22 protein-coding genes are annotated in these 20,978 nt (G+C 69.7%); 10 read left to right on the forward strand and 12 right to left on the reverse strand.

Going from position 1 to position 20,978, the window contains the following annotated elements:
- Positions 1-1,470: 1,470 nt before the first annotated feature.
- Positions 1,471-2,052, forward strand: a complete 582-nt coding sequence (locus ADK54_RS46795; RefSeq protein ID WP_199826987.1) for a hypothetical protein — start codon at positions 1,471-1,473, stop codon at positions 2,050-2,052.
- A 410-nt stretch (positions 2,053-2,462) separates the two neighbouring features.
- On the opposite strand, the gene ADK54_RS17790 is transcribed toward ADK54_RS46795, so the two are convergent.
- On the reverse strand, positions 2,463-2,942 hold the full coding sequence (locus ADK54_RS17790; protein WP_053726624.1) for a hypothetical protein: 480 nt from the start codon (positions 2,940-2,942) through the stop codon (positions 2,463-2,465).
- A gap of 243 nt (positions 2,943-3,185) precedes the next feature.
- Here ADK54_RS17790 and ADK54_RS17795 point away from each other — a divergent pair, with 243 nt between their 5' ends.
- The 3 genes from ADK54_RS17795 (at position 3,186) to ADK54_RS17805 (ending at position 5,992) form a co-directional block, all read left to right on the forward strand.
- Entirely contained in the window at positions 3,186-3,713 is a 528-nt protein-coding gene (locus ADK54_RS17795; protein WP_053726625.1) for a hypothetical protein, read from the forward strand.
- A 12-nt stretch (positions 3,714-3,725) separates the two neighbouring features.
- Positions 3,726-5,153, forward strand: a complete 1,428-nt coding sequence (locus ADK54_RS17800) for a hypothetical protein (RefSeq protein ID WP_053726626.1) — start codon at positions 3,726-3,728, stop codon at positions 5,151-5,153.
- A gap of 254 nt (positions 5,154-5,407) precedes the next feature.
- Entirely contained in the window at positions 5,408-5,992 is a 585-nt protein-coding gene (locus ADK54_RS17805) for a hypothetical protein (protein WP_053726627.1), read from the forward strand.
- Positions 5,993-6,141: 149 nt separating this feature from the next.
- On the opposite strand, the gene ADK54_RS17810 is transcribed toward ADK54_RS17805, so the two are convergent.
- The 3 genes from ADK54_RS17810 to ADK54_RS17820 form a co-directional block, all read right to left on the reverse strand.
- Positions 6,142-6,639 (reverse strand): hypothetical protein, encoded by a 498-nt coding sequence (locus ADK54_RS17810; protein WP_053726628.1) that lies wholly within the window; start codon positions 6,637-6,639, stop codon positions 6,142-6,144.
- Between the two features lie 126 nt (positions 6,640-6,765).
- Complete coding sequence (locus ADK54_RS17815; protein ID WP_053726629.1) at positions 6,766-7,137, reverse strand: DUF6573 family protein; 372 nt, start codon at positions 7,135-7,137, stop codon at positions 6,766-6,768.
- A gap of 332 nt (positions 7,138-7,469) precedes the next feature.
- Positions 7,470-7,931 carry a DUF5949 family protein gene (locus tag ADK54_RS17820; protein ID WP_159047817.1) on the reverse strand — a complete coding sequence of 154 codons (462 nt, stop codon included), beginning with the start codon at positions 7,929-7,931 and terminating at the stop codon, positions 7,470-7,472.
- Between the two features lie 355 nt (positions 7,932-8,286).
- On the opposite strand from ADK54_RS17820, the gene ADK54_RS17825 reads away from it, so the two are divergent.
- The 3 genes from ADK54_RS17825 (at position 8,287) to ADK54_RS17835 (ending at position 10,193) form a co-directional block, all read left to right on the forward strand.
- Entirely contained in the window at positions 8,287-8,589 is a 303-nt protein-coding gene (locus ADK54_RS17825) for a hypothetical protein (protein WP_053726631.1), read from the forward strand.
- A gap of 7 nt (positions 8,590-8,596) precedes the next feature.
- Positions 8,597-9,034, forward strand: a complete 438-nt coding sequence (locus ADK54_RS17830) for a hypothetical protein (RefSeq protein ID WP_053726632.1) — start codon at positions 8,597-8,599, stop codon at positions 9,032-9,034.
- 715 nt (positions 9,035-9,749) lie between these two features.
- A complete protein-coding gene (locus ADK54_RS17835; RefSeq protein ID WP_159047818.1) occupies positions 9,750-10,193 on the forward strand; it encodes a hypothetical protein in 444 nt (147 codons plus the stop codon).
- A 122-nt stretch (positions 10,194-10,315) separates the two neighbouring features.
- Here ADK54_RS17835 and ADK54_RS48290 read toward each other — a convergent pair whose 3' ends face one another.
- Complete coding sequence (locus tag ADK54_RS48290) at positions 10,316-10,444, reverse strand: hypothetical protein (RefSeq protein ID WP_267887019.1); 129 nt, start codon at positions 10,442-10,444, stop codon at positions 10,316-10,318.
- 687 nt (positions 10,445-11,131) lie between these two features.
- Here ADK54_RS48290 and ADK54_RS17840 point away from each other — a divergent pair.
- Entirely contained in the window at positions 11,132-11,401 is a 270-nt protein-coding gene (locus ADK54_RS17840; RefSeq protein WP_053726634.1) for a hypothetical protein, read from the forward strand.
- 399 nt (positions 11,402-11,800) lie between these two features.
- Here ADK54_RS17840 and ADK54_RS17845 read toward each other — a convergent pair whose 3' ends face one another.
- The 5 genes from ADK54_RS17845 to ADK54_RS17865 all read right to left on the reverse strand — a co-directional run bounded on the left by ADK54_RS17845 (position 11,801) and on the right by ADK54_RS17865 (position 16,464).
- Positions 11,801-12,709, reverse strand: a complete 909-nt coding sequence (locus tag ADK54_RS17845; RefSeq protein WP_053726635.1) for an AAA family ATPase — start codon at positions 12,707-12,709, stop codon at positions 11,801-11,803.
- Positions 12,709-13,794, reverse strand: coding sequence for an RNA ligase (locus tag ADK54_RS17850; RefSeq protein WP_053726636.1), 1,086 nt, complete (start codon positions 13,792-13,794; stop codon positions 12,709-12,711). Before ADK54_RS17850 ends, ADK54_RS17845 begins: the two co-directional genes overlap by 1 nt.
- A 681-nt stretch (positions 13,795-14,475) precedes the next feature.
- Entirely contained in the window at positions 14,476-15,321 is an 846-nt protein-coding gene (locus ADK54_RS44930; protein WP_053726637.1) for an endonuclease domain-containing protein, read from the reverse strand.
- 297 nt (positions 15,322-15,618) lie between these two features.
- Complete coding sequence (locus ADK54_RS17860; RefSeq protein WP_053726638.1) at positions 15,619-15,933, reverse strand: hypothetical protein; 315 nt, start codon at positions 15,931-15,933, stop codon at positions 15,619-15,621.
- 219 nt (positions 15,934-16,152) lie between these two features.
- Positions 16,153-16,464 carry a hypothetical protein gene (locus ADK54_RS17865; RefSeq protein ID WP_053726639.1) on the reverse strand — a complete coding sequence of 104 codons (312 nt, stop codon included), beginning with the start codon at positions 16,462-16,464 and terminating at the stop codon, positions 16,153-16,155.
- A 621-nt stretch (positions 16,465-17,085) separates the two neighbouring features.
- On the opposite strand from ADK54_RS17865, the gene ADK54_RS46060 reads away from it, so the two are divergent.
- The gene (locus ADK54_RS46060) at positions 17,086-18,108 is read left to right on the forward strand and encodes a hypothetical protein (protein WP_159047820.1); all 1,023 of its coding nucleotides are present in this window, start codon (positions 17,086-17,088) and stop codon (positions 18,106-18,108) included.
- A gap of 303 nt (positions 18,109-18,411) precedes the next feature.
- Here the strand turns inward: ADK54_RS46060 and ADK54_RS46065 are convergent, their stop codons facing one another.
- Positions 18,412-18,747 (reverse strand): hypothetical protein, encoded by a 336-nt coding sequence (locus ADK54_RS46065; protein ID WP_053726641.1) that lies wholly within the window; start codon positions 18,745-18,747, stop codon positions 18,412-18,414.
- Between the two features lie 591 nt (positions 18,748-19,338).
- On the opposite strand from ADK54_RS46065, the gene ADK54_RS17880 reads away from it, so the two are divergent.
- Positions 19,339-19,881, forward strand: coding sequence for an IS1096 element passenger TnpR family protein (locus tag ADK54_RS17880; RefSeq protein ID WP_053726642.1), 543 nt, complete (start codon positions 19,339-19,341; stop codon positions 19,879-19,881).
- A gap of 217 nt (positions 19,882-20,098) precedes the next feature.
- On the opposite strand, the gene ADK54_RS17885 is transcribed toward ADK54_RS17880, so the two are convergent.
- Positions 20,099-20,665 (reverse strand): RDD family protein, encoded by a 567-nt coding sequence (locus ADK54_RS17885; RefSeq protein WP_053726643.1) that lies wholly within the window; start codon positions 20,663-20,665, stop codon positions 20,099-20,101.
- Positions 20,666-20,978: the final 313 nt, after the last annotated feature.

Here is a 20,978-nt window from a genome sequence, read left to right on the forward strand (position 1 = left end):
GCCCCCCCCCGCCCCCCCCCCCCCCCCCCCACGTCCCCGCCAAAGGGCCCCCCCCCCCCCCCCCCCACCCCGTCACCCGGCCCCGGAAAAACCACCCCCCGACCCACCCCCGCCTCCACCCGCACCACGCCGGCATCCCCACCCCCCACACCAGGCCCGCCCGAACCGCCCGTACGGTCCTCGGCGGCGGGCAGCGGCGCAGCCGCGGGCAGTTCCTCGACGGCCACCCCGTCCGGCCCGGACTCCGCCCGCCCGGCGCCGCCGTCGCACCCGCCCGAGCGCATGTGAGCCGCCAGCCCCGCCGGCGCCCCCGCATACGCACACCCCGAACAACGCACCCAGCCCGCCCGGTCGACCGCCTCCTGGACCACCGAACGCCCCGGCCCGAACCCCGACTCGACCAGCCGCTCCGGCAGGCTCACCCCGCCCTGCACCGCACGCAACGCCGCACCGGCCGTGATGTCGTGCCCCAGCACGAACCACCGGCCGATCCCCGCCTCACCACCACACCCGCAGAAACAATCCCCCGTCGGCACCAGCCGCTTCCGCTTTCCCGTCGTCTCCGTCACAAACCCCGGACCCTAGCGGCCCCGGAACCCCACATCAGCACACCGGGCCACAGCGACCGGAACCGACCGAAACAGACCGGACAACACCCACGCACGACCAGCACACACACCACCCACGCCACCACCCCGAGCCCTACCAACACGCAGCAGACACACGCGACACCAGCCCGGCACACCAGCCCACAAGACCAGCGCAACAGACCACCACACACGGCACACACGCATGCACAGCACGCCCCAACAGCGCGCTATAACAACAAGCTCAACCAGCACGCTATAAAAGCAAGTGGAAGCAGCACGACCCGGCAGCGAGCGAGCGAGCGAGCGACGGCGGACGACGACCCCGGCACCAGGCGCTGCACGGCGTACGGCCCGATGGACGGCCCGATGGACGGCCCGATGGACGGCCCGGGCGGGATCGAGGCGCGCGCCGCGATGCCCGGCGGGCGCAGTCGGGGACCGTCGCAGGCGCTGCACGGCGGCGACGGAACAGCGACGACAGTGCGGAGCGGCGACGGGAGGCGGCAGACGACACGGACACGGCGCGCGGACGGCCAAGAGGCGAGCAGCAGACGAGGCCGCCGCGAGGAGCGCACGGCGGACCGGTGGCCGGCCGAAGCGCGACGGCCGGACGGCGGAACCGGCGCGGCACGGCCGCCGGCGCGGAGGGGGGACGAGGCCGGACGCGCCGACGCCGTGCCACCGTGACCACGCCGCCGCTGTGCCCTACCGTGGAACCGCACCACGGCCAGACGCGTACCGCCGTCCGCCGCCGCTCCGAGCGCCCACGCCGCCAGGGGCACAGTCGGCCAAGGTCCTCCGGGGCCCGCGAGAGCAGCAGACCGTCCCGGCCCGATTCGCCGGCGGGGAGCGTGGGAGTACCGCCAGGCTGGAGTCGACCGTGCCAAAGAAGCAGCCCACCGCCGCACAGCGCGCCCGCGAGGTCGCGAGCCAGGGCGGCAAGTACACCCGGGCCCTCCGCACCGCCAAAGGCCCGGCCACCGAGGTCACCAGGTTGGACGACAGGTTCGGCGGCCACGAGTTCGAGTACGAGCAAGTGACCGATCTGTTCCGTTGTTCGCAGTGCCGGGTCTACGAGCTGGCGGCCCGGGACACAGACGGACCGATCAAGCCCTGCACGGGCCTGGTCGGCTACGGCGGCGACACCGAACGGGTCTACCTGCTGCTGACCGAGAACCCGGAGCTGCCGTACAGCTACTCATCCACCCTGGCCGTACACGCCCACAGCACCGGTATCGGACGCGCACCACGGTTCTCCTGGCGCGACGGGAAGCTGCTGATCGAATCGGCTCCCAGCGTCGTCGCCGAACTGACCCGCCGGATCGAACACCTCACGACCACCATCGACGGCCGGCAGGTCCCGCTGCTCACCTCGATCGACCACCTCACCGCAGCAGCCGGCCGGGCCGCCCTCGCCGAGAACTACGCGGCCTACGTCGCCGAGTACGGCCAGCCCGCATAGGAGCCGCCGGTCAGCCCCGGCACGGACACCCGCCCAGGAAATGGTTCGGCCGAACCAACACCGACTCGCCGAACTCGCCCGACACCAGACCACCCGATCGACCTCCATGAAGCGCGTCGAACTCCAGATAACGCAGACGGCACAACCGAAGACCACAGCCACGGACACACCAGAACCAGACAGCGCGACAGACCGCGGCGGCGCGCGCACCGCGCGGCGGAGGCCGGAGCGGGCGGAGCGGGCGGGCGCCGGGCCGGAAGGCGGACGGCGCCGCGGAAGGTAGCAGGCCGGGGCCGGCGGGCGGCGGAGGCCGAGGCGGCGTCCGCGGCCGGGCCGGGCGCGGCGGCGAGGGGCCAGGGCGGTGTGGGGCCCGGCAGTTCGTCGCAGGACCCCACAATCCGGGGCGAGTCTCAGGCCGCTCGCGGCAGGTCGGAAGCAGCCGGCGCATGCTGCTCTTGCCTCACCGCGCAGGTGACCTCCCAGGCCAGCTCGTAGAGTTCGGCAACTTCCTTGGAGTACCTCGCCGCGTAGTAGCCGGACCCGTCGGGTGAGGAGCTGCGATACCCCGCTAGCCCCGCAAGCGCCGCGTCGGCCCGCTGTATGAGCAAGGCAGGCAGACGGGATGCACGTCGTGCTCCCGCCTCCGCATAGCAGCCGGCATGAGCCAGCAGGCCCCTGGCCAGCCACGGCGCCAAGACCTTGCCGTATCCGGTGCCGTCGCGCTCAAGAACCTCCTCGTCCACCTGGGCTGGGTCGACGCCCTCCAGGTTCTCGGGGTCGTCATCGATCAACCACTGGAAGAACTCGTGGCGGTACCACCATCGGGCCAGGTCCTTGTCCCTCCTGAGTTCCCTCTCAAACCTACGGTCAGCAGCAGTCATCCGAGTCATGCGCCGATCCTCAGAGCACGGCCCTGTGGACAGAGTCCGTCGTGCGAGAGGCCCCGGCGGGCACGGGCACAGTGCACGGAGGCTGGCGCGGCGCCGGGGCGGGACGGGCGGAGGCCGGAGGCGACGGCAGGCGCGGGGTCGCCGGGGGGGCGGCCTGGTTCGCCCGGGACCGTAATCGGCGGGCCGGCTCGTCGTTGAGGATGCGGAGCCCCGCCCGTTTACTCGCTGCTGCTGGAGTTGCCCGTGCCCGTCCTCGCGGCCCCGCCCGCGGCCGCGCGGCCCGTTCTCGCGCCCATCGGGAGCCGCGGCCCGGTCGAACAAGCTGTGGTCGAGGGCGCGCTCGCCTCGGCCGGGCCCGAGACGCTGGTGCGCACCGACGTGCCCCAGCCCGACGGCTCGGTGCGCCTGTACGCGGCTTGGACCGACGGCGGCGGCCCGCTGGCCGATCACATCGACCGCGTCGCGCTCGCGCGCGGGCTGGACGCCTGGTCCTGGGTCGAGATCCTCACGCACAGCGCCCGCACCACCCACCGTGGCCGGATCGAGGTGCGCGCCCACCCGCTGCGGCAGGTCCTCGCCGACGTCGAACGCGGGCACCGGGGCAGCGAGGAGTACCGGGCCGGCTTCGCCCGGATGCTTGCCGACGACGCCGCTCGGGGCGGCCGCCCGCCGCTGTCCGGGATCCCCGCTTGGCCGGGCGTCGGCCCCCGGCTGTGGCACCGTTACGCGGGAGACAGCTTCACCGTCGAGCGGCACTGGCTCGGCCGCTGAGAGGACCGCACGATGCCCGCCACGTTCAGCACCATGACGCCCGGGAACCCGGTGAGCGAGGCCTACGCCCGCCTCATGCACGGCGCCGACCTGGTCGATGCCGCCCGGCTCACGCCCGAGGAAGAGCAGCGCTGCCAGCGGGAGTTCTCCGGGATTTGGGAACGGCTGCTGCACAACGCCGAGGTGACGAACTGGCTGGCGCCGGGGCAGGACCTGAGCTGGCGCAGCGGGATGCCGCGCCGCCGTGTACTGCGCGCGAAGGACGGGCGCACCATCGATCTGGTCCGGCTCATCCCCTGGGTGCTTCGCGAGAAGCTTGCCGGCGACGTGCTCTACGAGGACACCGCCCAGCGCGAGGAGCAGGTCGTCCTCGGGCACGGCCTGGAGCCCGGCGACGCCGCCAGCGTCCGCTTCAGGAGCACGAACCCGGTTGCTGTCGAAGGGGAATTGCTCCAGCCCGGCCGGGAGCGCGAGGTCGAGCGGTTCGTCGACCTGCAGATGATGCTCGCTGCCTACACCGCGCAGCCGTACTTCGTGCCGGCCTCCGAGGCGTTCGACGCCGTCACCGGCTTGCCGCCCGAACCCGAGGCACAGCTGCGGCTGACGGGCGAGGCCGTCATGGTCTTCCACGACGGCGTTCCGCTGCCTGCCGTCACCGCCGACGACGAGGACCTCCACGCCCACGTCGCCGCGCACTTCGGCGCCGGGCCCGACGCGTTCTTCGGCGGCAGTCCGCTCGTCATGGGCGGTGTGCTCCTGGCCCACCCGGACGACGGCACCGACGCCGCGCTGATGTTCAACCCGCTGCTCGGCTGGCTGATCATCGCCAAGATCATGCACGACGGCCGCTACGCCTGGTCGATGCACCCGGTACACCGGCTCGACACCAACCCCGGCCCGGCCGCCCGCGTACTGCGCAACTACGCCGCCCTGAACGCGCTGGAGGACTGGGACACACCCCCGCCGATCCCGGGCCGTGCCCGCACCAGCGGCAAGGGCAAGAAGAACCGGCTGCCCGCGGCGCAGCGGCGCCAGCAGCAGCTCGAACAGGCCGCCCGCACCCCGCAGGCCCGCCTCGGCGCGCTCCTCGGCGTCCGCGTGCTCCGCTTCACCGCACCGCCCCACCAGGCCGCCACTGTCCCGCCGCCGAGCACGCCAAGCCCGTCGGGCAGGGCGCCCGCGCAGTACCGGGACTGGCGCCGCGCCCACTGGACCCGCAACACCCGAGTCCACCTCCTCGACGAACACGGCCGGCCCTCCGGCCCCGTCTACGGCCCCGACGCCATCGAGGGCAAGACGTTCACCCGGCGCCGGACCCGGGTGAAGGGAACCTGGATCAACGAGCACCTCCCGCCGCGCCCCGGTCAGCCGGCCGTCTACGCGGTGGACCCGCAGCTGGCCCGGACCAGCACGGAACCCTCCGACCGCAACCGCACCTGACCGACCCGGAAGAGAGGAGACTCCGACCGCAGCGTGTGTGGGAAAGGGCCCTCATGGGCGGAACGCCTCTGGCATCCTGGGGGCAGCCGGGCAGCCCCGGCCCTTGTGCCCCGCGCACGCGGGGATGGCTCCCGCTAGGAGCACTGCTCTTCTGCTTCCCGCATGAGTGGGGATGGCGTCACCCAGGCGAACGCACCGGCCACCGTGTGCGGCCTGGACGCGTACCCATCCCCTCGCAGCCAGGAAGGCCCGCCGTGCCCGAAGAGACCACCCTGCCCAGTTCGCCCAGCCCTCTCGACCAGACTGTGGCCGCGCTCGCCGCGGCATACCCCGGCCTGCGGCAGACCGAACCGTCGAAGTTCGGCGCGCCCCTCGCCGACGTGCGGCTCACCCCGCAGCGCACCGCCCGCTTCGCATGGGCCGGCTACGAGGTGCAGGTGTCCGTCGGCCACGAGGACCACCTCGACCGCGACGACCCGGACAGCACCGCTCTGTATCGGGAGGTCCGCGCTCACGCCACCCTGCTCGTCCCCCAGACCGTCCAGGTGGACGGCATCGGGCACGTCGAGTGGGAGATGACCAACTCCCGGTCGGAGATGGGGTTCCCCGCTGCATTCGCCGTGGCGGCCGCGGACCAGCACGACCCTCGGTTCGCCGCCGCCGTCCTGTCGACCGTGGCCAAGGCCCTCGCCTACGCCCGCCTGGCCACCAAGCACGCGGTCGTCCAGGCGGAGAAAGCCGCCGACGAGGTCCGGTGGGAGAGCGAACGCCCGGCGGGGGTCAGCCCGCGCAAGTGGCTCCGGGACAAGCGGGCGCAGCGGAACGCGGCAACGTCATAATCCTCCGGAGGCCGCCATCCCCCGCCCGCCCACTGGCGAACGGATAGGTGCGCCAGACCAGACCAGCCGCCCCGGGCGGACCAGCGAACGGACGCCGGACGAGGCGCGGAGGCGGACCGAGCGCCATGTCGAGTTGTCGTCGGACTCGGCTACAGATCAACACCGAGGTTTCGCAGCTGCCGTCGGGCAGCGTTGACGCGTCGCTGTGCGGCCTTCAGTTCCCCGTCGACGGTGCGCAGCACGTCGCGCACGGCGTGGAGCTTCTCGCCCATCTGCTCCCGTGAGGGCTCGCCCGTGTCCGGGGCTGCCATGGTGAGTATCGTCTGCGCGCCGGTGAGCATGTGCTGGAGGACCGTGGCCGGCAAAACGCCGTCGGCGGCGTCATCGAGGCGGGTGGCGTCCACGTCCACCAGCGTGCGGGTGATGCGGGAGCGCAGCAGGTACGGCCAGAGCACCGAGGACGGCACGGTCTCGGCTGCCGCCTCATCGCTGAACGGGTCTACGCCCAGCGTGGCGTCCATGGCCAGGACGAACGCCTCGCGCATCTCCTCGACTTCGACACGGTCGGCTGCGGCCGCCGACGACTCCGCCCAGAACAGCAGCACCCCCAGAGCCGCCGCCCGTGGCAGCACCTCCGGCTCCGGCACCCCCAGCGTATACAGACAAGCCCTGATCCGGTCGGTGCTCAACACCGGAACCGGCACATCGGCGCTCACGACAACAGCCCTACTTCCCTCCCGCACCGGATCCGCAGGGCGGGCAGATGCCCGCGTTCACATCTCCCCGGGAAGCATCATGGTCAGCACGGGCTCGCCCGTATCGCCGGGCTCGGTGATGGCGATGAGCCGGTCCGCGCCGATGGGCTCCCGGCCGCAGGGCAACTCCCCAGCAGGCACCACGAAACACACCTCGCCCACCGGTGCCTGCTCAACAGCCCGTGCCACCGCGAACAGCACCGCCCGCAGCCGGTCGTCCTCACCGCCGTCGCCAGTCACGAACTCCTGCCGCGCCCCCACGGTAATGATCACTGGCATCTTCAAGCCGGCGGCCGACGACACCACCGGCGGGACCGCGATGAAGGTGCCATCCGCAAAGAACTCCGCCCGCGTGAAGGAGGCGACCACGGGCCCGTACTCATCGTCCATGCCACACAACCCCCGGATCGCTCCGCTTCCGCCTTGTCGTTCTATCCCTTGAGCCTGCCGCCTACCGCCCATGAACACCGTCCCTCGAACGAGTGAGTACAGCAGAGCGCCGCACAGCTGACGGTGGAGCCCGGGGCGACAGCGAGCACGGCAGCAACGGGGCGCGAGACCGCCCCTTTCCAAAGAGACCGGGCGGACGCCGGGCAGCGCGCGACGGCGAACCCACGGGCGGGCGACGCCGCCGAGCCGGGGGTGCGCAGCCCAGCGAGGAGCGCAGCCGCGGCGGCCGCGGGGCGGGCTACCGAAGGCCTCCCGCTCGCGAGCCCGGCGGGTCAGCCGGCAGCAGTGACAGGAACGAGGAGGGACGCGGTCGCGTCGATGGTGCGCGACTCCTTGAAGAATGCGGAGAGCGCGGTGTCACTGCGGTCAGCGGCCGTGTAGATCCGGGACGTAATGCCCAGGAACACCTGCCGTCGGGCACAGGCGACATCGGCCCATTCCTGGGACGTCGGCCGGACGGGAGTGACACCGGGCAGGCCCGTGACGGTGGCCTGGATACCCTCGACCACCACAGTGACGGGCGTGCCGTCGATGACCGGGTCCACGGCCAAGACGCCCTCACGCATCCCCCATGCCTGCAGCACCTCACGGAGAGCTCCTTGAGCACTCCGAGGGGAAGCGACGCCGTCCCCCAGGCCGTACAGCATCAGAAAAGCGAAGTCCTTGCCGTCCCCGGGGTGTTCACCGAGCCACCCAGTCGACGAAAGGGTGCCGAACACGCTCTGTCCACTCATACTCGCCAGCCTATGGCGACGACGGCCGGCGACGGAACCGAAGCACAGAGATGAGCGACGGACGGCACCAGACGGCCAGACGGACGGCAGCGGGGAGGCTGAAGACCGCCCTGCGGAACGGGACAGCATCTTCGCGCTTCTGCCTTCTGTACTGGGATAACGTCGCAGGGTTGGAGTCAACGTCGGTCGCGGCGGGCGGCGTTGGCGGCTCGCGCCCTGGGGCCCGCGTCCTGCACGATCAGCTCATGCCCAGGACCCGCCGGGCGCCGCACGCCCCCAATGGGCCCGGACTTTTCTCATCATGATTCTTAGTCAAACTCCTTGTAGTTCAACCTAGTTCAGCTACCTTGGTTCTATGGCAAGGAACCTCCCCCGACTGATCCCGACGGGCAAGTGCTTCTGCGGCTGCGGCAACGACGTCGGCCTCGGCTCGTTCTTCGCTCGCGGCCACGACAAGGTCGCCGAAGCGGCACTGATCGCCGTCGAGTACGGCGGGTCCGTCGCGCAGATGCTCCACGCGAAGGGCTTCGGCCCCAGCCACTCCGTCGTCCACAAGGCTGTCAGAGACGCGGGCTGGGAGTACTGCGAGCCCTGCGACTACTACGGCGCCCCCGCCAGCATGCGCAACCACGAGAAGAAGGCCCACAGGGAGAAGTGAGGGCACGATGCTCTACGAGCAGAACGATGAAGTCGACGAGATCTTAGCTCGGTACGCCCGCCCGCTCGACCCGGAGAACTGCACTGAGGATGACCTGGCTCAGTTGCTCGGCCGGAACTGGCGGGACGTGGTCAGCGTCATTCGGCAGGCCGCTGACCTGACCTACGAGCAGGCAGAGAAGATCACCAAATGCGGGCGTGACGCGAACTGGGAACTCGACCTGGAGCAGGCCCACAACACGCTTCTCGGAACCGGGCATGTCGAATCGGATGTTGGCTGGGATGCGCAGTACGAGGCAGGGGCCATCGATGACTGGGAAAGGTTCAGCGACTTCGGCACGGTGTATGACGCGTTCGTCTGTGCAAGCATGGCCGCCACGGCGGGAGACGCGATCTCCGAGCGGATGCATCGCGACCTGATGTACAGCTGGCGCAGCGCGTTCTGAATGCACAGCACTGACGGGAAGCACTGGCGAAGGCGCCCCCGCAACACCAAGACCCGACCCACCAATAAGGCCCGACTCCTGGAATTCGCCAACAGGAGCCGGGCCAACCACATGCGCACCGTGCTGCAACACACCTGTGCACTGTCGTGATCCTCTTTCGCGTGGAAGTGGAGTCCGCAGCGGTCAAAAGGGAGCACCCCCAGACCATGCCCGAGCAATGAGCACCCGAGCAACACCCAGCGGGATGCCCCTGCATCAACTCCCCTCACGCAGAAGACCAAAGCCCCAACCGACAGCAACAAACACCAGGTCGCAACCAACCCACCCAACTACAGAACACCAAGCACCGACCAAACCAACCGGGACACCACCGCACCAACCCACCCAGCACCCGCGCGCCACGCGGAATGACTCCCCGCCGTGCACGGCCAGGGCGACGGGCCGGGCACACCGCACGGCCGCGCGCCGAGCAGCAGGCGCGCACCACCGGACGCGAGGGGGCAGATCGGCCGGAATGTCGTCAGTTAGGCCGACCGGAGCCAGGGTCTGCTTGACTCGGCTGGAGCGGACGAGTTCGGCGCCTCCCCTGCTCCCTGATTCTCTACACCGCGTCCCGCCCCCCGGCCTCCACGGCGCTGCGCCATCAAGGTGAAGGTGGCGCGCCCTGCGGCTCAGTCTCATGCACTCGGCCATCCAACGGGATAGCGATACGAGCATGGACCTCAACGACGCCATTGATCGCGCAGAGTTGCACGGGGAGGTGGCCCGCCGGTTCGGGAACCCGCTTACCCCGGGTCGACGCCCGCGAGTGGATGCCTACCTAGCTGGCGCTTGGTCTTTGCTCGAAACCGCGATGAAGACGTATGACCCGGCCAACGCCCAAGGACTGCTCCAGGCGGCGGCGGAAGCCCACCGCCGGTACACCGCACCAGGGGCCTTGAGGACCGCCGGCTTCCTGAACTTCCTCTTCCGGGAGCTCACCCCGGACAAGCAGTTCGACATCGACCTGGCGCTTCCCCCGAAGGTGGAATGGGCCGCTCGTGTCGTGGAGTGCGTGCGGGCCGGGCTGGGCGACAAGGAATTCTCACAGCTGATCGAAGGCATCAACAACATCCTGGTAGGCCTGGCCAACGAGCCTGAGCCGGAAAGTGTGAGCTGACCCCGAGGCGCGGCAGCGGAGGCGACGCGGACATACGCGGCGCCAGTCCTCTCCGGCGGCGGGCCGACGACGATGTGGGGTCCGGCAGTCCGCTGCAAGACCCCCACACCGGGGGGCGAGTCTCAGGCCGCTCGTGGCAGGTCGGGAGCAGTAGGCGCACGCTGCTCCTGCCCCACCGCGCAGGTGACCTCCCAGGCCAGCTCGTACAACTCGGCGGCCGCCCTGGCTCGATCAAGCGTGTAGTAGCCCATGCCCAACGGTGAGGAGCCGCGCTCCTGATCCAGTTGAGCAAGTGCCGCATCCGCCTGCCGCACAAGCAGCCCCGACAGGCGCGAGGTACGCCGCCGCTCCGCATCCCTGTAGCAGCTGGCCCGCTATAGCAGACCCTGGCCAGCCACGGCGCCACAACCCTCCCCATCGACGTCCCGACCCGGTCACGAACTTCCTCGTCAATGTCGTCCGGTACGACGTACTGCAGGTTCGCGGGATCGTCGGCGATCAGCCACTCGAGGAACTCAAGGCGGTACCACCAACTGTCCGCGGCCAGGCCCAACTACACGCGAGAGGCGCGGAGTTCAGCCGACGTCATTCGCTCGTGACCAGGCGCGCCGGGCGGGCTGGCGTGGTTCTGATTGGTCATGCGCGCTCGACCGCCACGCTGTACGGGCCGCCGTCCACATCCCATCGGATCCGGTGGCGGTTGACGGCAGGGTTAGATGACAGACGGAGTCCGATGACGCGGCAGAAGCAAGGAGCGACGTGGCCAATCTGGTCTACATGCGGGTGTCGACCGACCAGCAGTCGACCGACCACCAGAACCTCGTTCTGGGCGAAGACGTGGCTTTCTGAGGTGAGAAAGGACGCGGCAGGCAGCCGTGTACCTGGCGCCGCTTCGTGAAGTGTCTGACAAGCAACGGATACTGGACCACACTTGCCACATGCCGACTGTCCAACTGCTCCTGATCCTCATCATCTACGCCTCGCTCGGCATGGCAGTGGCCGCCTGGCGCAAACGTGGTCCCTCCGATCTACTCAAGCGTGTACTCAAGCGTGCGCAAGACGACCCCGACGCCCCGCCGGGAGTCGACACACTCCCAGCCCCTGTGATCGTGATGATGATCGCCATCCTTTTCGTCTTCGCTCTGGCCATCTGGCCCTACTTCTTCGGCCGGGAAATTCACCGCCGTCTCCGTCTCCACAAGTCCTGACCCTCACTGACTGCCACGACCTGCAGCGGCCCGAGGCAACGGCCCAGGCCCCGGGCACACCATGGACACCACCGTCACAGTGAACCGGCGGAGCTTTGTGTTTCCTCGCCCTGGCCGGACCTAGACCCGTTGGGGGTGCGACGTGTCCCGTCATCGACGGTGAGTCGGGATACCAAGGGGCGAGGCGCAGGAGGAAGCGAAGGGGCGAGCGGACGGCAGCGCGGCGGGCGATCTCTTCCTCGGAGGGCTTGGAAACGACGAGACCCCCGGCCATGGCGGGGGGCCGTGGAAGCAGGCCAGGCTCAAAGGCCCGGGCTGCCCGCCAATTCTCGGACTGACTCCCCCAAGCAGCACGCCACTTCGAGGACGCCCACTGCCAGAGGGGCAGGTGGGGTGGTGTCAGAAGTCACCGTCTGCGACCTGAAGCACGGTCAACCCGATCCCCCGCCATGCCTTGACGACCTGGGTGCGGTCATCGAGTACGCAGGTGACGTTGTAGGCGTCGCGTACGTGGGCGTCGAAGAGTTCGACCTTCACGACCGAGTCCTTGCGGTAGTCGCTGGTGGGCCGCATGAAGGGGCCGTCGTACGGGACGCCGACGTGCTCGGTCAGCCAGGCCTCGGTGGCGTTCCGGCAACTGTCGGTACGACCGGAGAGGAACACGATGCGCTGGCCCGCAGCGTGCAGCGCCCGCACGACGCTGATCACCGGAGCGTTGGGGACGTCCTGGTGTACCCGGGTTTCGTCGAAGGGGCTGCGGCCGTCCATCAGGGCGACGGTCCCGTCGATGTCCACCAGGACGGCCTTGGGGCTGTCGGGCTTCGGCTCGTACTGCACCCCCGTCGGAGCAGCGGAACGCCTCTCCTCTGGCAGGGGAAGCGGCGACGGCTTGCCCGCCAGGAAACGCTGGTGCAGGCCCCGGATGGTGTCTTCGCCGACGGTCGCCTCGCGGGCCGCGTCGCGCTCCAGGCAGGTGTCCAGCGGTATGTGGGTGAAGTCGTGCACCTGGAGCTCGGCGCCGGCGCGGTCCGCGAGGCGGGCCAGGTCGCGGGCGACGCGCTGCGGCAGGTTGGTGTCGTCGCAGACCACGTCGTAGCCCTGCCGGAGCAGCTTGAGGATCGTCGCGTCCCGGACTGCGATCACGCGCTTTTCGGTGACGCCCTTGATGTGCTCGCTGGAGTCGAGCATGGAGCGCAGGTCGTCCCGGTTGACGCGCACCCGGCCCGCGCGGTGCTCGGCGGTCCAGGTGCGCGCCCAGGTGGTCTTGCCGCTGGCGGGCAGGCCGCGGGTGAAGTGCAGGGTGGGCATCAGGAGTTGTCCTCAGTGGTGTTGGCGGGCCGGACGTCGGCCTCGGGCCGCAGGGTGTGGAAGATCCGGGCCGCCGGGTCGCGGCCGTCCAGGAGCATGAACAGCCAGGCGCGCATGGGTGAGCGACCGGCGTGCAGGGCGTACTCCTTGCGCGTCCATCCCTCCGGCAGGCCGTCGAGGATGCGCTGGTGCTCGGCGCGGGCCTCGGCGAGGATCGCGCCGCACTGCGCGGTCAGGTTGACCGCGACGTCCTTGACCCAGTCGTGGAACTCGTCGGGCAGGCCGTCGCAGATCTCGGCTGCGGTGTCACCCGCGCCGAGCCGCTCCCAGACCGCGCGGGCGTTGAGCCCGGTGATGATCCGGTGCAGTGCCACGTAGTCGTCCTGCTTGATCTTGATCATGGTGTTGTCGCGGCCGGGGAAGCGCAGCACGAAACCCTCGGCGCCAGGACGCGGAGCAGCTGCCAGAGCCTCGGCGAGCGTGGTGAAGTCGAAGGTGTCGACGCGGGGGCCGTCCCATGGCAGCTCATCAGCGGACAGAGGGGCGCCGGTGGCCACATCAACGCCGCCGAGCAGCACCAAGTCGTCCAGGGTGCCGTAGTCGCAGACGATCCGGTTCTCCGGGAAAATGATCTCGAAGAGGTAGGTGACACCCGGCTTGACCGACGCGGTGTCCGCGTAGCGCTCCCGCCAGATCTTCGTCGCGTGCAGCGCCTGGTCGGAGGCGAACGAACCCCGGGTCGCGATCGCGTACCCGCCGCCAGGCAGCGGGTAGAGGATGCCGAGCGAGCCGTCCAGCTTGTCGGTCGCCACCACTGGGTCGTCCAGGCCGAACGTGCCCTCGGGGTGCTCGGAGTAGTTGAAGAATTTCCCGTAGGGCCGGGCAAGGACCCGTCCCTGGTGGTCGATGACCAGCCCGCGGCACTGCAGGGTGACCTCGTGCCACTGCCGCTCGAACTGGGCCTTCTCGCTGTAGTTGAGGATGCGCAGCGGCAGGGTGGGGTGGGTCTGCTCACGGACGTAGCCTGCATCGAGGCTGCGCGCGAGAAGAACCGGGTCGAGCAGGTCATCTATGTGGGAATACATTGCCTCTCCTGAGCTGGGGCGGAATGACCGGTCATGCACGTACAGCGGCGCGTGGCGCCTGCGGATTTCTCGAGGGAGCGCCCGTGTGAGCTGTTCAGCCGTCCGACACCGGGCCTTCCGGCCCTCGTACGGAAACAGCTATCGCAGGCGACGCGCGGGCACTTAGGGGCAAGAGTCAGTGAGCACAGCTGCCCGGCCCTTTGACCCAGGCAACGCCCGCCGCAACCAGCACCAAAACCATGAGCGCGAAGAACAAGGACGACTTCACCGAACCCGTGAGATTGGCGGGCACTCCCCCGAACACTTATTCACTACCGTACCCACAAAGGAAGCATACGTCAAATTTATAGGGCGGCGCGAACGCCAGCGCCCATCGCCGAACGTTGCCGCCCCCAGGGCAACCGACCGGGGCGCCCCACGACCGCGCCGGATAGCTCCAGACACCCCCTGGACAACTCCCCTACCGGCAACGACAGAAGAGCCACAGCGCAGCGCTCCCGGCTGGTGGAAGGGCAGCGAGGGCACAGCGGGGAACCTCCCCCGCGAGGGCGCTGGCAGAGCCAGAAGCGGGCACGGCGCCCGAGGGGGAGGCCCAGCGCCATGCCCGCCTCCCTGGTTTCGCAGGTCAGCAGGGAGACACCACGCGGCCTGGCCGGCGGCTGGTCAGGCCGCGTGCCCGCACTACGTGTGCGTGTACAACCTGTGCCCGTACACCGAGTGGGCGTCGCCGGTGAAGGGCTTGATCAGACCGCGCGGGACCGGGCTGTTCACCCCGTCATCCGGCTCGAACGCGGTCACGACGACGTTCTCGTGCCCCAGAGCGCACCGAAGGCGGCGGTGGTGACGGTCCGCCTCCTCGGCATCCTCCAGTGGGCCGGTCTTCGTCCATTGGGTGTCGCGGGAGGGCGGCCGGCCGTCATCGGTCCAGTACACGCAGGGGACCGACAGCAGTTGGCGCACCTGGTTCAGGCCGTCCGCGAACTCCTTCTCGCTCAGGCCCAGATAGGACAGCTCCCCCAGGTACCAGGCCAGCGCGGCAGGTCCGCCGGCCTCGAACCGCCAGTGCAGGTACGCCGCCTGGTTCTGCATCCGGCGCTGGGGCACGCGCAGCGCCGCCTCCATCGACCCCAGCCAGCTGTTGCAGCTCCGGCACAACACGCCGCGCACCCGGCCCGTCCCTGCATCGTGATCGACGGCGGCCGACGGTCTGCGCCCGCACAACTCGCAGTCGGGGCGCTGCCTGAGCATCCGGGCCCGCTCAGCGTTCGACATCCGGGCGTACACCAGCCGCGGGTCGCGTCGGGCCTGCCACTGCTCGGCCAGCACTACCGGGACCGGGACCGCTCGGGCCCGGTGCGGCGCGGGAAACGGGCGGAGCTCGTCCGTCGTGCTCGCCGGGCGCCCGCCGACCAGGGCGCCGGCACCGAGCGGGCGCTCGACGGGCTCAGCGCGTACTGGGGCGTCGGCAGGGGCGCCTGTGCGGTGCAGCCTCGCCAGTACGGCCATCAGCCATGCCCACCCGGTCATCGCCGTCCTCCTTCCGGCCCATGCATCGCCGACTGCAGGAGGGCGCCGCCGGCCATGCCCATCATCCGCCCGGGCCGGCGGGCGGGCACCTGTGCTTTCGGCGGCGAGCAGCCAGGTGATCATCCCGGGACTGGTCGCCGAGGCGCCGTACCACCACTCCGGACAACCCCTGGACAACTCTCCTACCAGCAGGCACATGAAAGTCGCAGCCCGGCTCACGGGGCGGGCTCACTGCCGAGGCGCCCGTACCTGCACGTGGATGCTGCCGAGGACCGCAGGACCCCACTCCCGGCGCGGTCAGGCATCGGCTGCGGGTTCCGTCTCCTGGCGAAGGCGGTACACCCTGCCCTTGATGCACAGCACGGGAGCGGAAGCGGGATCACAACTGGCGGACGCGGCGAACATGTCCCCGGCCGCCTGGACCATCGCCTTCAGCTCGGGCCGGCGGCTGCCCAGGACGTAGAGATGGTGGGCCATGGCGCGCGCCGCCGACTTACGCGCGCGATGCCGCAGCACGACCACCGGTGCCGACAGGGCGTCGCCGGCCGCCTCCTGGCCCTCGGGGACCAGGCGGACGGGGAGGCTCTCCGCGACCCAGACCGATGTGTTCATGGAACTCTCCCTACGTGTGGGGTGCGGACCTCGTGCGGTCCCGAATGGTGCGCGGGTGCGGCTCAGGGCTGGTGATGGGCAGATGCGAGGGTGCGCCGCGTGATGGCGGGGCTCGTCGTCCTCGTCGTCGGGGCCTGGGCGGCCAGTTCGGCCATCGCCCCTCGGCCGGGACGCGTGCGGAGGCGTAGAGCCTCGTCGGCGGTGGCCCTGGGCGCCCCGCTAACGAGCGGGCTCCGGCATCTGCCTCATCGACGCCCAGAAGCGTTCCGGGGAGTTGGCAAGGACCCCACGCGGATGCCCGAGCAACTGCTCTACGTCGCTTGCCACGCGGAGCCGCTGCTCCTCGTCGGTCCAGTGCTCGGCGAACTGAAGGCAGTCGGCACGCATCAGTTCCAAGGACTCCACGATCTGGTCCAGGTCCTGCGCATCCAGCCCGGACGCCTCCTTACGCTCTGCCTTGAACGACTCGATCGACGCCTCGATACTGCGAACCACGGAGCGAACGCACTCGCTCTTCGAGAACGTGGCCATGCGGGACTCTCGATTCATACAGCTCCTCCAGGGGGCGAACGGTGCACTTGCATCACTCATATTCACTAATGTACCCCGCGAGGTCCAATGGAGCAACTTTTAAGGGTCACCACAGGTGGTGGATCCCGGTCCGGAGACCCAGGCATGGACGGGTGCCCTCCGCGGCCTGGCGGCCAGCCAGCAGCCGCAGCGAGCCCTCGACCGCCGATCCCACCACTGCACCGCGCCCGAGGGGCCAGCGGCGGCCGCAAAGTCCGTGCCCGCGGTGCTGCCGGGCGAGTGGGCAGCCGGGTACGAAGCGAGCAGCGGTGCGCCGGAGCGGGGCCAGGTCGGGTGGCTGGGCGCGGCGTTCGGCCACACGGATGAACACGCTCAGAATCGTCCGCCTTTCGAGGTAGGCGACGATGAACTCGCGCAGCAGTCGGCTTACAGTTCAGGCGGCCAGCCACGTACGCCACCTCGTCACCGCAGCCTCTACCACGCCCACGCCCTGGTGGAGGGGTGACCAAGGCGCCCCCCGGGCCAACTCCCGGGCAAGTGCCCGTGCCCCCATCTGCCTGGCCTCAACGGCCGTATTGACCTTCCGAGCGGGAGGGCGTGGATCCCGTCAGGGAGGCCCTCATGGCCAAAGATCGATCGAGCGCCCAAGTCGCTCGGATCCGCACCCAGATGGACCGCAGCGGACAGAACTTCCGTGCCGCACGAGCAGCAGTGCTGAAAGCACGATCGCAGGGATCAAACTCTGCATTGCAGGCAACCGTCATCGTGATGACCTGCGGAGGTGCCAACGACGCGACCGGCACGGCTCTCAATCTGGGCGCGGTGTGGGCGCAAGAGGGGCAACGAGTCCTGGTCATCCGGGAGGACGATGCTCTCCATCCCTTCGCACCCCCGCGGCGGCTGCCGCAGCCGGCTCCCGAACTCCCGTTCAGCCCGCCCCTAACGATGGACGCCGTCGCCCCGGGCGTCCTGGCCGAGCTAGTGGTCCAAGACGACTTCGCCGTCGCCAAGAGCGGAACGGCTATGCACCAAGCTCTGGTACGGGCACGCCCGCAATACGACTCCATCCTCGTCGTCCAGGAGGATTGGTCAGCCTCGATCGATGACCTCGCCGACGCCGCCGTCGCCATCACCCGCCGCGCTCCGGTCCCATGGAGCACACGCCACTATGTACTCCAGCAAGGCGTCAAGAAAGCCCGGGAGCATCTCTACTCTCCCGCCCAGGCGGCCGTGCTCGTCGTCGATCAGTATCGGTTTCAACTGCAAGAGACTCGCCACCTGTTGACACCCTTGCTGGGCCTGCTGCTGTCGGGACCGGATCACCCCGACGGTGACCTGCCGAGCCGGTCATTCCAACGAGCAGTGCTCAAAGAGATGGTGGCCTTGGGGTGGCCGGTGCTGGCATCGGTGCCTGACATCCGACTCGGCCTCCACCCCAGACCACAAGGATCCGGCATGGACAAGCGGTGGCCGCTCCTCACAGTGGCAGAGCCGTCTTCGCCCGCAGCCACGTCCCTGCGCCGAGCGGCGCGCTCGCTTCGAAAGGCAGCTGACAAAGCAACAGGTCGCCCGAACCAGAGATCGTCGTCCGCGTACGCAGCGGGGCGCCCCGGCCATCAGGGCTCAGGGACGGCGCCCGAATAAGGGTCGGGCCGCGGATGTGCGCTCGGCTTCCCGTTACGCACCACGATGTGCGTAACGGGAAGCCTGAAGCCGGACAGGGCTGCTCACCCCATGCCTGGGGTGTTCATGCAGGCAAGCGCAAGCCGGAGCCGCGAGGCGGGGTTGCGCGGGCTACACGAGCTCAGCCTCGCCACCGCCTCCGCCGTGGCGCTGATAGGGCTCCTCGGCGCCGCGCTGACACGCTCGCCTCCACCACGTCCGGGAAAGCCCATGCGGGGCCGGTTAGTCGAGGTCACTCAGCCGGTGGGGCGGGATGTCGCTCTATCAGCGGCGCGGGAGCCCTGTGAACCGCTCCTGGCGGGCGAGGCTGGTCAACAGCCCATCCGTGCCCTCGGTTTGTTCGCGTTCGGCCGCCTGCCACAGGGGCAGCACGTCCTGGACCTCGACCTCGTCACCCCCCAGAGCGTGCACAAGGGCTCGCACCGTGTCCCAGCGGGCCAAAACGGTTCCGCTGAGAACGTTCCTCACTGCGGCTGCGGCAGGACCCCCCGTCACCGCCTCGACGTAGCGCCCGAGGGCCTCGGTGGAGGGCGACCCGGCTCGAAGGTAGAAAACTTGGATGCTGTGGGCGAAGGCCCGCAGTGCGGGGTAGTCGGCCAACGGAGGCAGGCAACTGGGACCGGGACAGTACGCCCGCACACCGACGGTCCCGGTACCCAGTACGAGCGCGCACGTGTCAGTGCTGGCGCCACATCGATGGCACTGCCAGCTGCTGACCGTCTCTCCCCATGGCAGCGGCTCGCCCTTGTGGAATGACGTGAGCATCATCTCGCCCCAGGCACCAGGGTCAGCCCAGGCACCGGGTTCCGCGGCCCCGCCGCGCCGGGCCTGGATGTACTTGGTGCCGCTGCGTTCCGCGCGGCTGCGGGCCCGGGATTTGGGACCGTTGGCTCCGCTCTTGGTCATGACAGCCTCCGATACGGGACCCCACGTATCCCGCCGGGCTCGGGCGCCAACAGCGCAGGCAAGGGCGTATGCACTCCACGGGCCCGCGCCGGGAGGTCCCGGGGGTCCTTGGCCACCGTCCGGCAACGTGGGAGTCGGACGTATCAGGCGAACGACGTGCGCGACCTGCCGCTGAACGGCAGCCTACCCGGCAGCATCGAGTTGCCCCAGCCCGCCTCATTGGCGACGGTTGCCGCCGCCTCGTTCCCGGTTTGCTCTGGGCCTGTTCATGGGCAGGAGCTCGTCGTGTCACGCACATGGCTTTCCATCCGCGTCGAGCTGGTTTCGGGTCACGGAGCCGACTTCTGGCCGCGGCCTGGCCGTATCTTCGCGGCCGCCCGGACGCACTGCTTCACCGAACTCGCCACGGCCATCGACGCCGCCTTCGGCCGCTGGGACCTGTCGCACCTGCACCAGTTCACGCTCGCGGACGGAACCGAGATCAGCCCGCTGGAGTGGTGGGACGACGAAGCCCCCGAGGGCACCGTCGACGGCGCCGCCACCCTTAGCCGTCTCAAGGCCGGCGAGAAGTTCGCGTACGTCTTCGACCTGGGCGACTACTGGGCCCATCTCTGCACTGTCGCCGAGCAGCGCATCGACCCGCTGAAGGCGCTCGGCGAGCGGCCCAGCAGCCCTGCGCCGTACTGGGGTTGGGGGGACCTTCCCGATCAGTACGCGCGGCGGTGGGACGGCGATGACGGTGAGTCGCCGCAGCCCAAGCGTCCCGCCGGTGAGCTCAGCGATCTTCCTCCGATCCTGCCTGGCTGGGGCGAGCGCCCAGGGCGCTGACCGTTCCTGCGGGGCAGGTGATGCGGTCATGGCAATGCCCACTGCGACGCCGTACTGAACCGATCCTCCGGGGCCCGCCGGTCGGCTCATCGATGAGCATGAGCGTCCTCTGGGCAGTGGGAGTCGTCCCGGTCTGCGGCGTCCGGATGGGCCCCCCGGAGGGCGATGGGCTGATAGCCGGCGGACGGTTGGGTGGGTGGAACGTCCGTGCGGGGTTCTATCGCGCTACGGCCATGGTGTCGGCGACCTTGTCGTGCAGGCACTGCTGATATGGCTTGTCCCAGCAGCACCAGAGCGAGTTGAGCAACCCGAGGACCGGGATGATGCTCGCCACGGGCCAGAAGACTTCCCGGCTCAACGCACGCCAGAATCCAATGGTTTGTCCCGTCTCGCGGCGCACGATCCGTACCTTGCAGATGCGCTTGCCCAGCGTGGAGCCGTACTTCCCTATGCAGAAGGGGTAGTAGAGGACGCCGGAAGCCACGACCCAGATGAGGAGGAGCGTGCGAGCGGTGGAGCCGCCTCCCGCATCGATCCACATGCTCAGCCAGATACCACCGGTGGCCATGTACCCGACGTACCAGAAGACCAGGTCCAGCACTCGCGCGCCGAGCCTGGAGCCGAGGTCGGCCAGGCCGAACGGAGCGGCCATGCTTCCCATGCCGGCGGGCGTGCCGTACGGCCCCGGGTAGGGCTGATACATCGGAGTGTTGCCGATCGCGCCAAGGGGAGGCGGGGCGGCTGAGTGCTGCGGGTACTGCGGGTACTGCGGGAGGTTCGACATGCTTTCCTGTCTAAATAGATGCGGCGCACAGTGATTCTACGGCGGAGAGATCGGGCGGGGGCAGCCGCGTTGATGGCAGTGCTCTGCTCGGTGAAGACGATCGGTGCCGACGCCGGCTCGCGGTAGCAACAGAACCGTGAGCCGGCGTCGGTGTCGTCTGTATAGGCGGGCAGCCGGTCACTCAGCCCGGTCCGGTCGTTCGTCCTGCGGCGTCGTGGAGTCTGTCTGACGGCGAGCAGAGTGGCGGCCGCGGCGGGCGGATCCTGGTCAAGGAACCCCCCTCCGGGCACGACCGCGGCCTGCTCCTACTCGC

Origin of the sequence: Streptomyces sp. WM6378 (genome assembly GCF_001279695.1) — a bacterium.
In the GTDB taxonomy this organism is placed as follows: domain Bacteria; phylum Actinomycetota; class Actinomycetes; order Streptomycetales; family Streptomycetaceae; genus Streptomyces.

What these genes read in the sequence shown, in the direction of transcription:
- ADK54_RS17790 (WP_053726624.1), bottom strand. Translation starts at nt 2,942, where the DNA reads ATGACTCGGATGACTGCTGCTGACCGTAGGTTTGAGAGGGAACTCAGG.
- ADK54_RS17800 (WP_053726626.1), top strand. Translation starts at nt 3,726, where the DNA reads ATGCCCGCCACGTTCAGCACCATGACGCCCGGGAACCCGGTGAGCGAG.
- ADK54_RS17815 (WP_053726629.1), bottom strand. Translation starts at nt 7,137, where the DNA reads ATGGACGATGAGTACGGGCCCGTGGTCGCCTCCTTCACGCGGGCGGAG.
- ADK54_RS17820 (WP_159047817.1), bottom strand. Translation starts at nt 7,931, where the DNA reads ATGAGTGGACAGAGCGTGTTCGGCACCCTTTCGTCGACTGGGTGGCTC.
- ADK54_RS17825 (WP_053726631.1), top strand. Translation starts at nt 8,287, where the DNA reads ATGGCAAGGAACCTCCCCCGACTGATCCCGACGGGCAAGTGCTTCTGC.
- ADK54_RS17830 (WP_053726632.1), top strand. Translation starts at nt 8,597, where the DNA reads ATGCTCTACGAGCAGAACGATGAAGTCGACGAGATCTTAGCTCGGTAC.
- ADK54_RS17835 (WP_159047818.1), top strand. Translation starts at nt 9,750, where the DNA reads ATGGACCTCAACGACGCCATTGATCGCGCAGAGTTGCACGGGGAGGTG.
- ADK54_RS48290 (WP_267887019.1), bottom strand. Translation starts at nt 10,444, where the DNA reads ATGGGCTACTACACGCTTGATCGAGCCAGGGCGGCCGCCGAGTTGTAC.
- ADK54_RS17840 (WP_053726634.1), top strand. Translation starts at nt 11,132, where the DNA reads ATGCCGACTGTCCAACTGCTCCTGATCCTCATCATCTACGCCTCGCTC.
- ADK54_RS17845 (WP_053726635.1), bottom strand. Translation starts at nt 12,709, where the DNA reads ATGCCCACCCTGCACTTCACCCGCGGCCTGCCCGCCAGCGGCAAGACC.
- ADK54_RS17850 (WP_053726636.1), bottom strand. Translation starts at nt 13,794, where the DNA reads ATGTATTCCCACATAGATGACCTGCTCGACCCGGTTCTTCTCGCGCGC.
- ADK54_RS44930 (WP_053726637.1), bottom strand. Translation starts at nt 15,321, where the DNA reads ATGACCGGGTGGGCATGGCTGATGGCCGTACTGGCGAGGCTGCACCGC.
- ADK54_RS17860 (WP_053726638.1), bottom strand. Translation starts at nt 15,933, where the DNA reads ATGAACACATCGGTCTGGGTCGCGGAGAGCCTCCCCGTCCGCCTGGTC.
- ADK54_RS17865 (WP_053726639.1), bottom strand. Translation starts at nt 16,464, where the DNA reads ATGGCCACGTTCTCGAAGAGCGAGTGCGTTCGCTCCGTGGTTCGCAGT.
- ADK54_RS46060 (WP_159047820.1), top strand. Translation starts at nt 17,086, where the DNA reads ATGGCCAAAGATCGATCGAGCGCCCAAGTCGCTCGGATCCGCACCCAG.
- ADK54_RS17885 (WP_053726643.1), bottom strand. Translation starts at nt 20,665, where the DNA reads ATGTCGAACCTCCCGCAGTACCCGCAGTACCCGCAGCACTCAGCCGCC.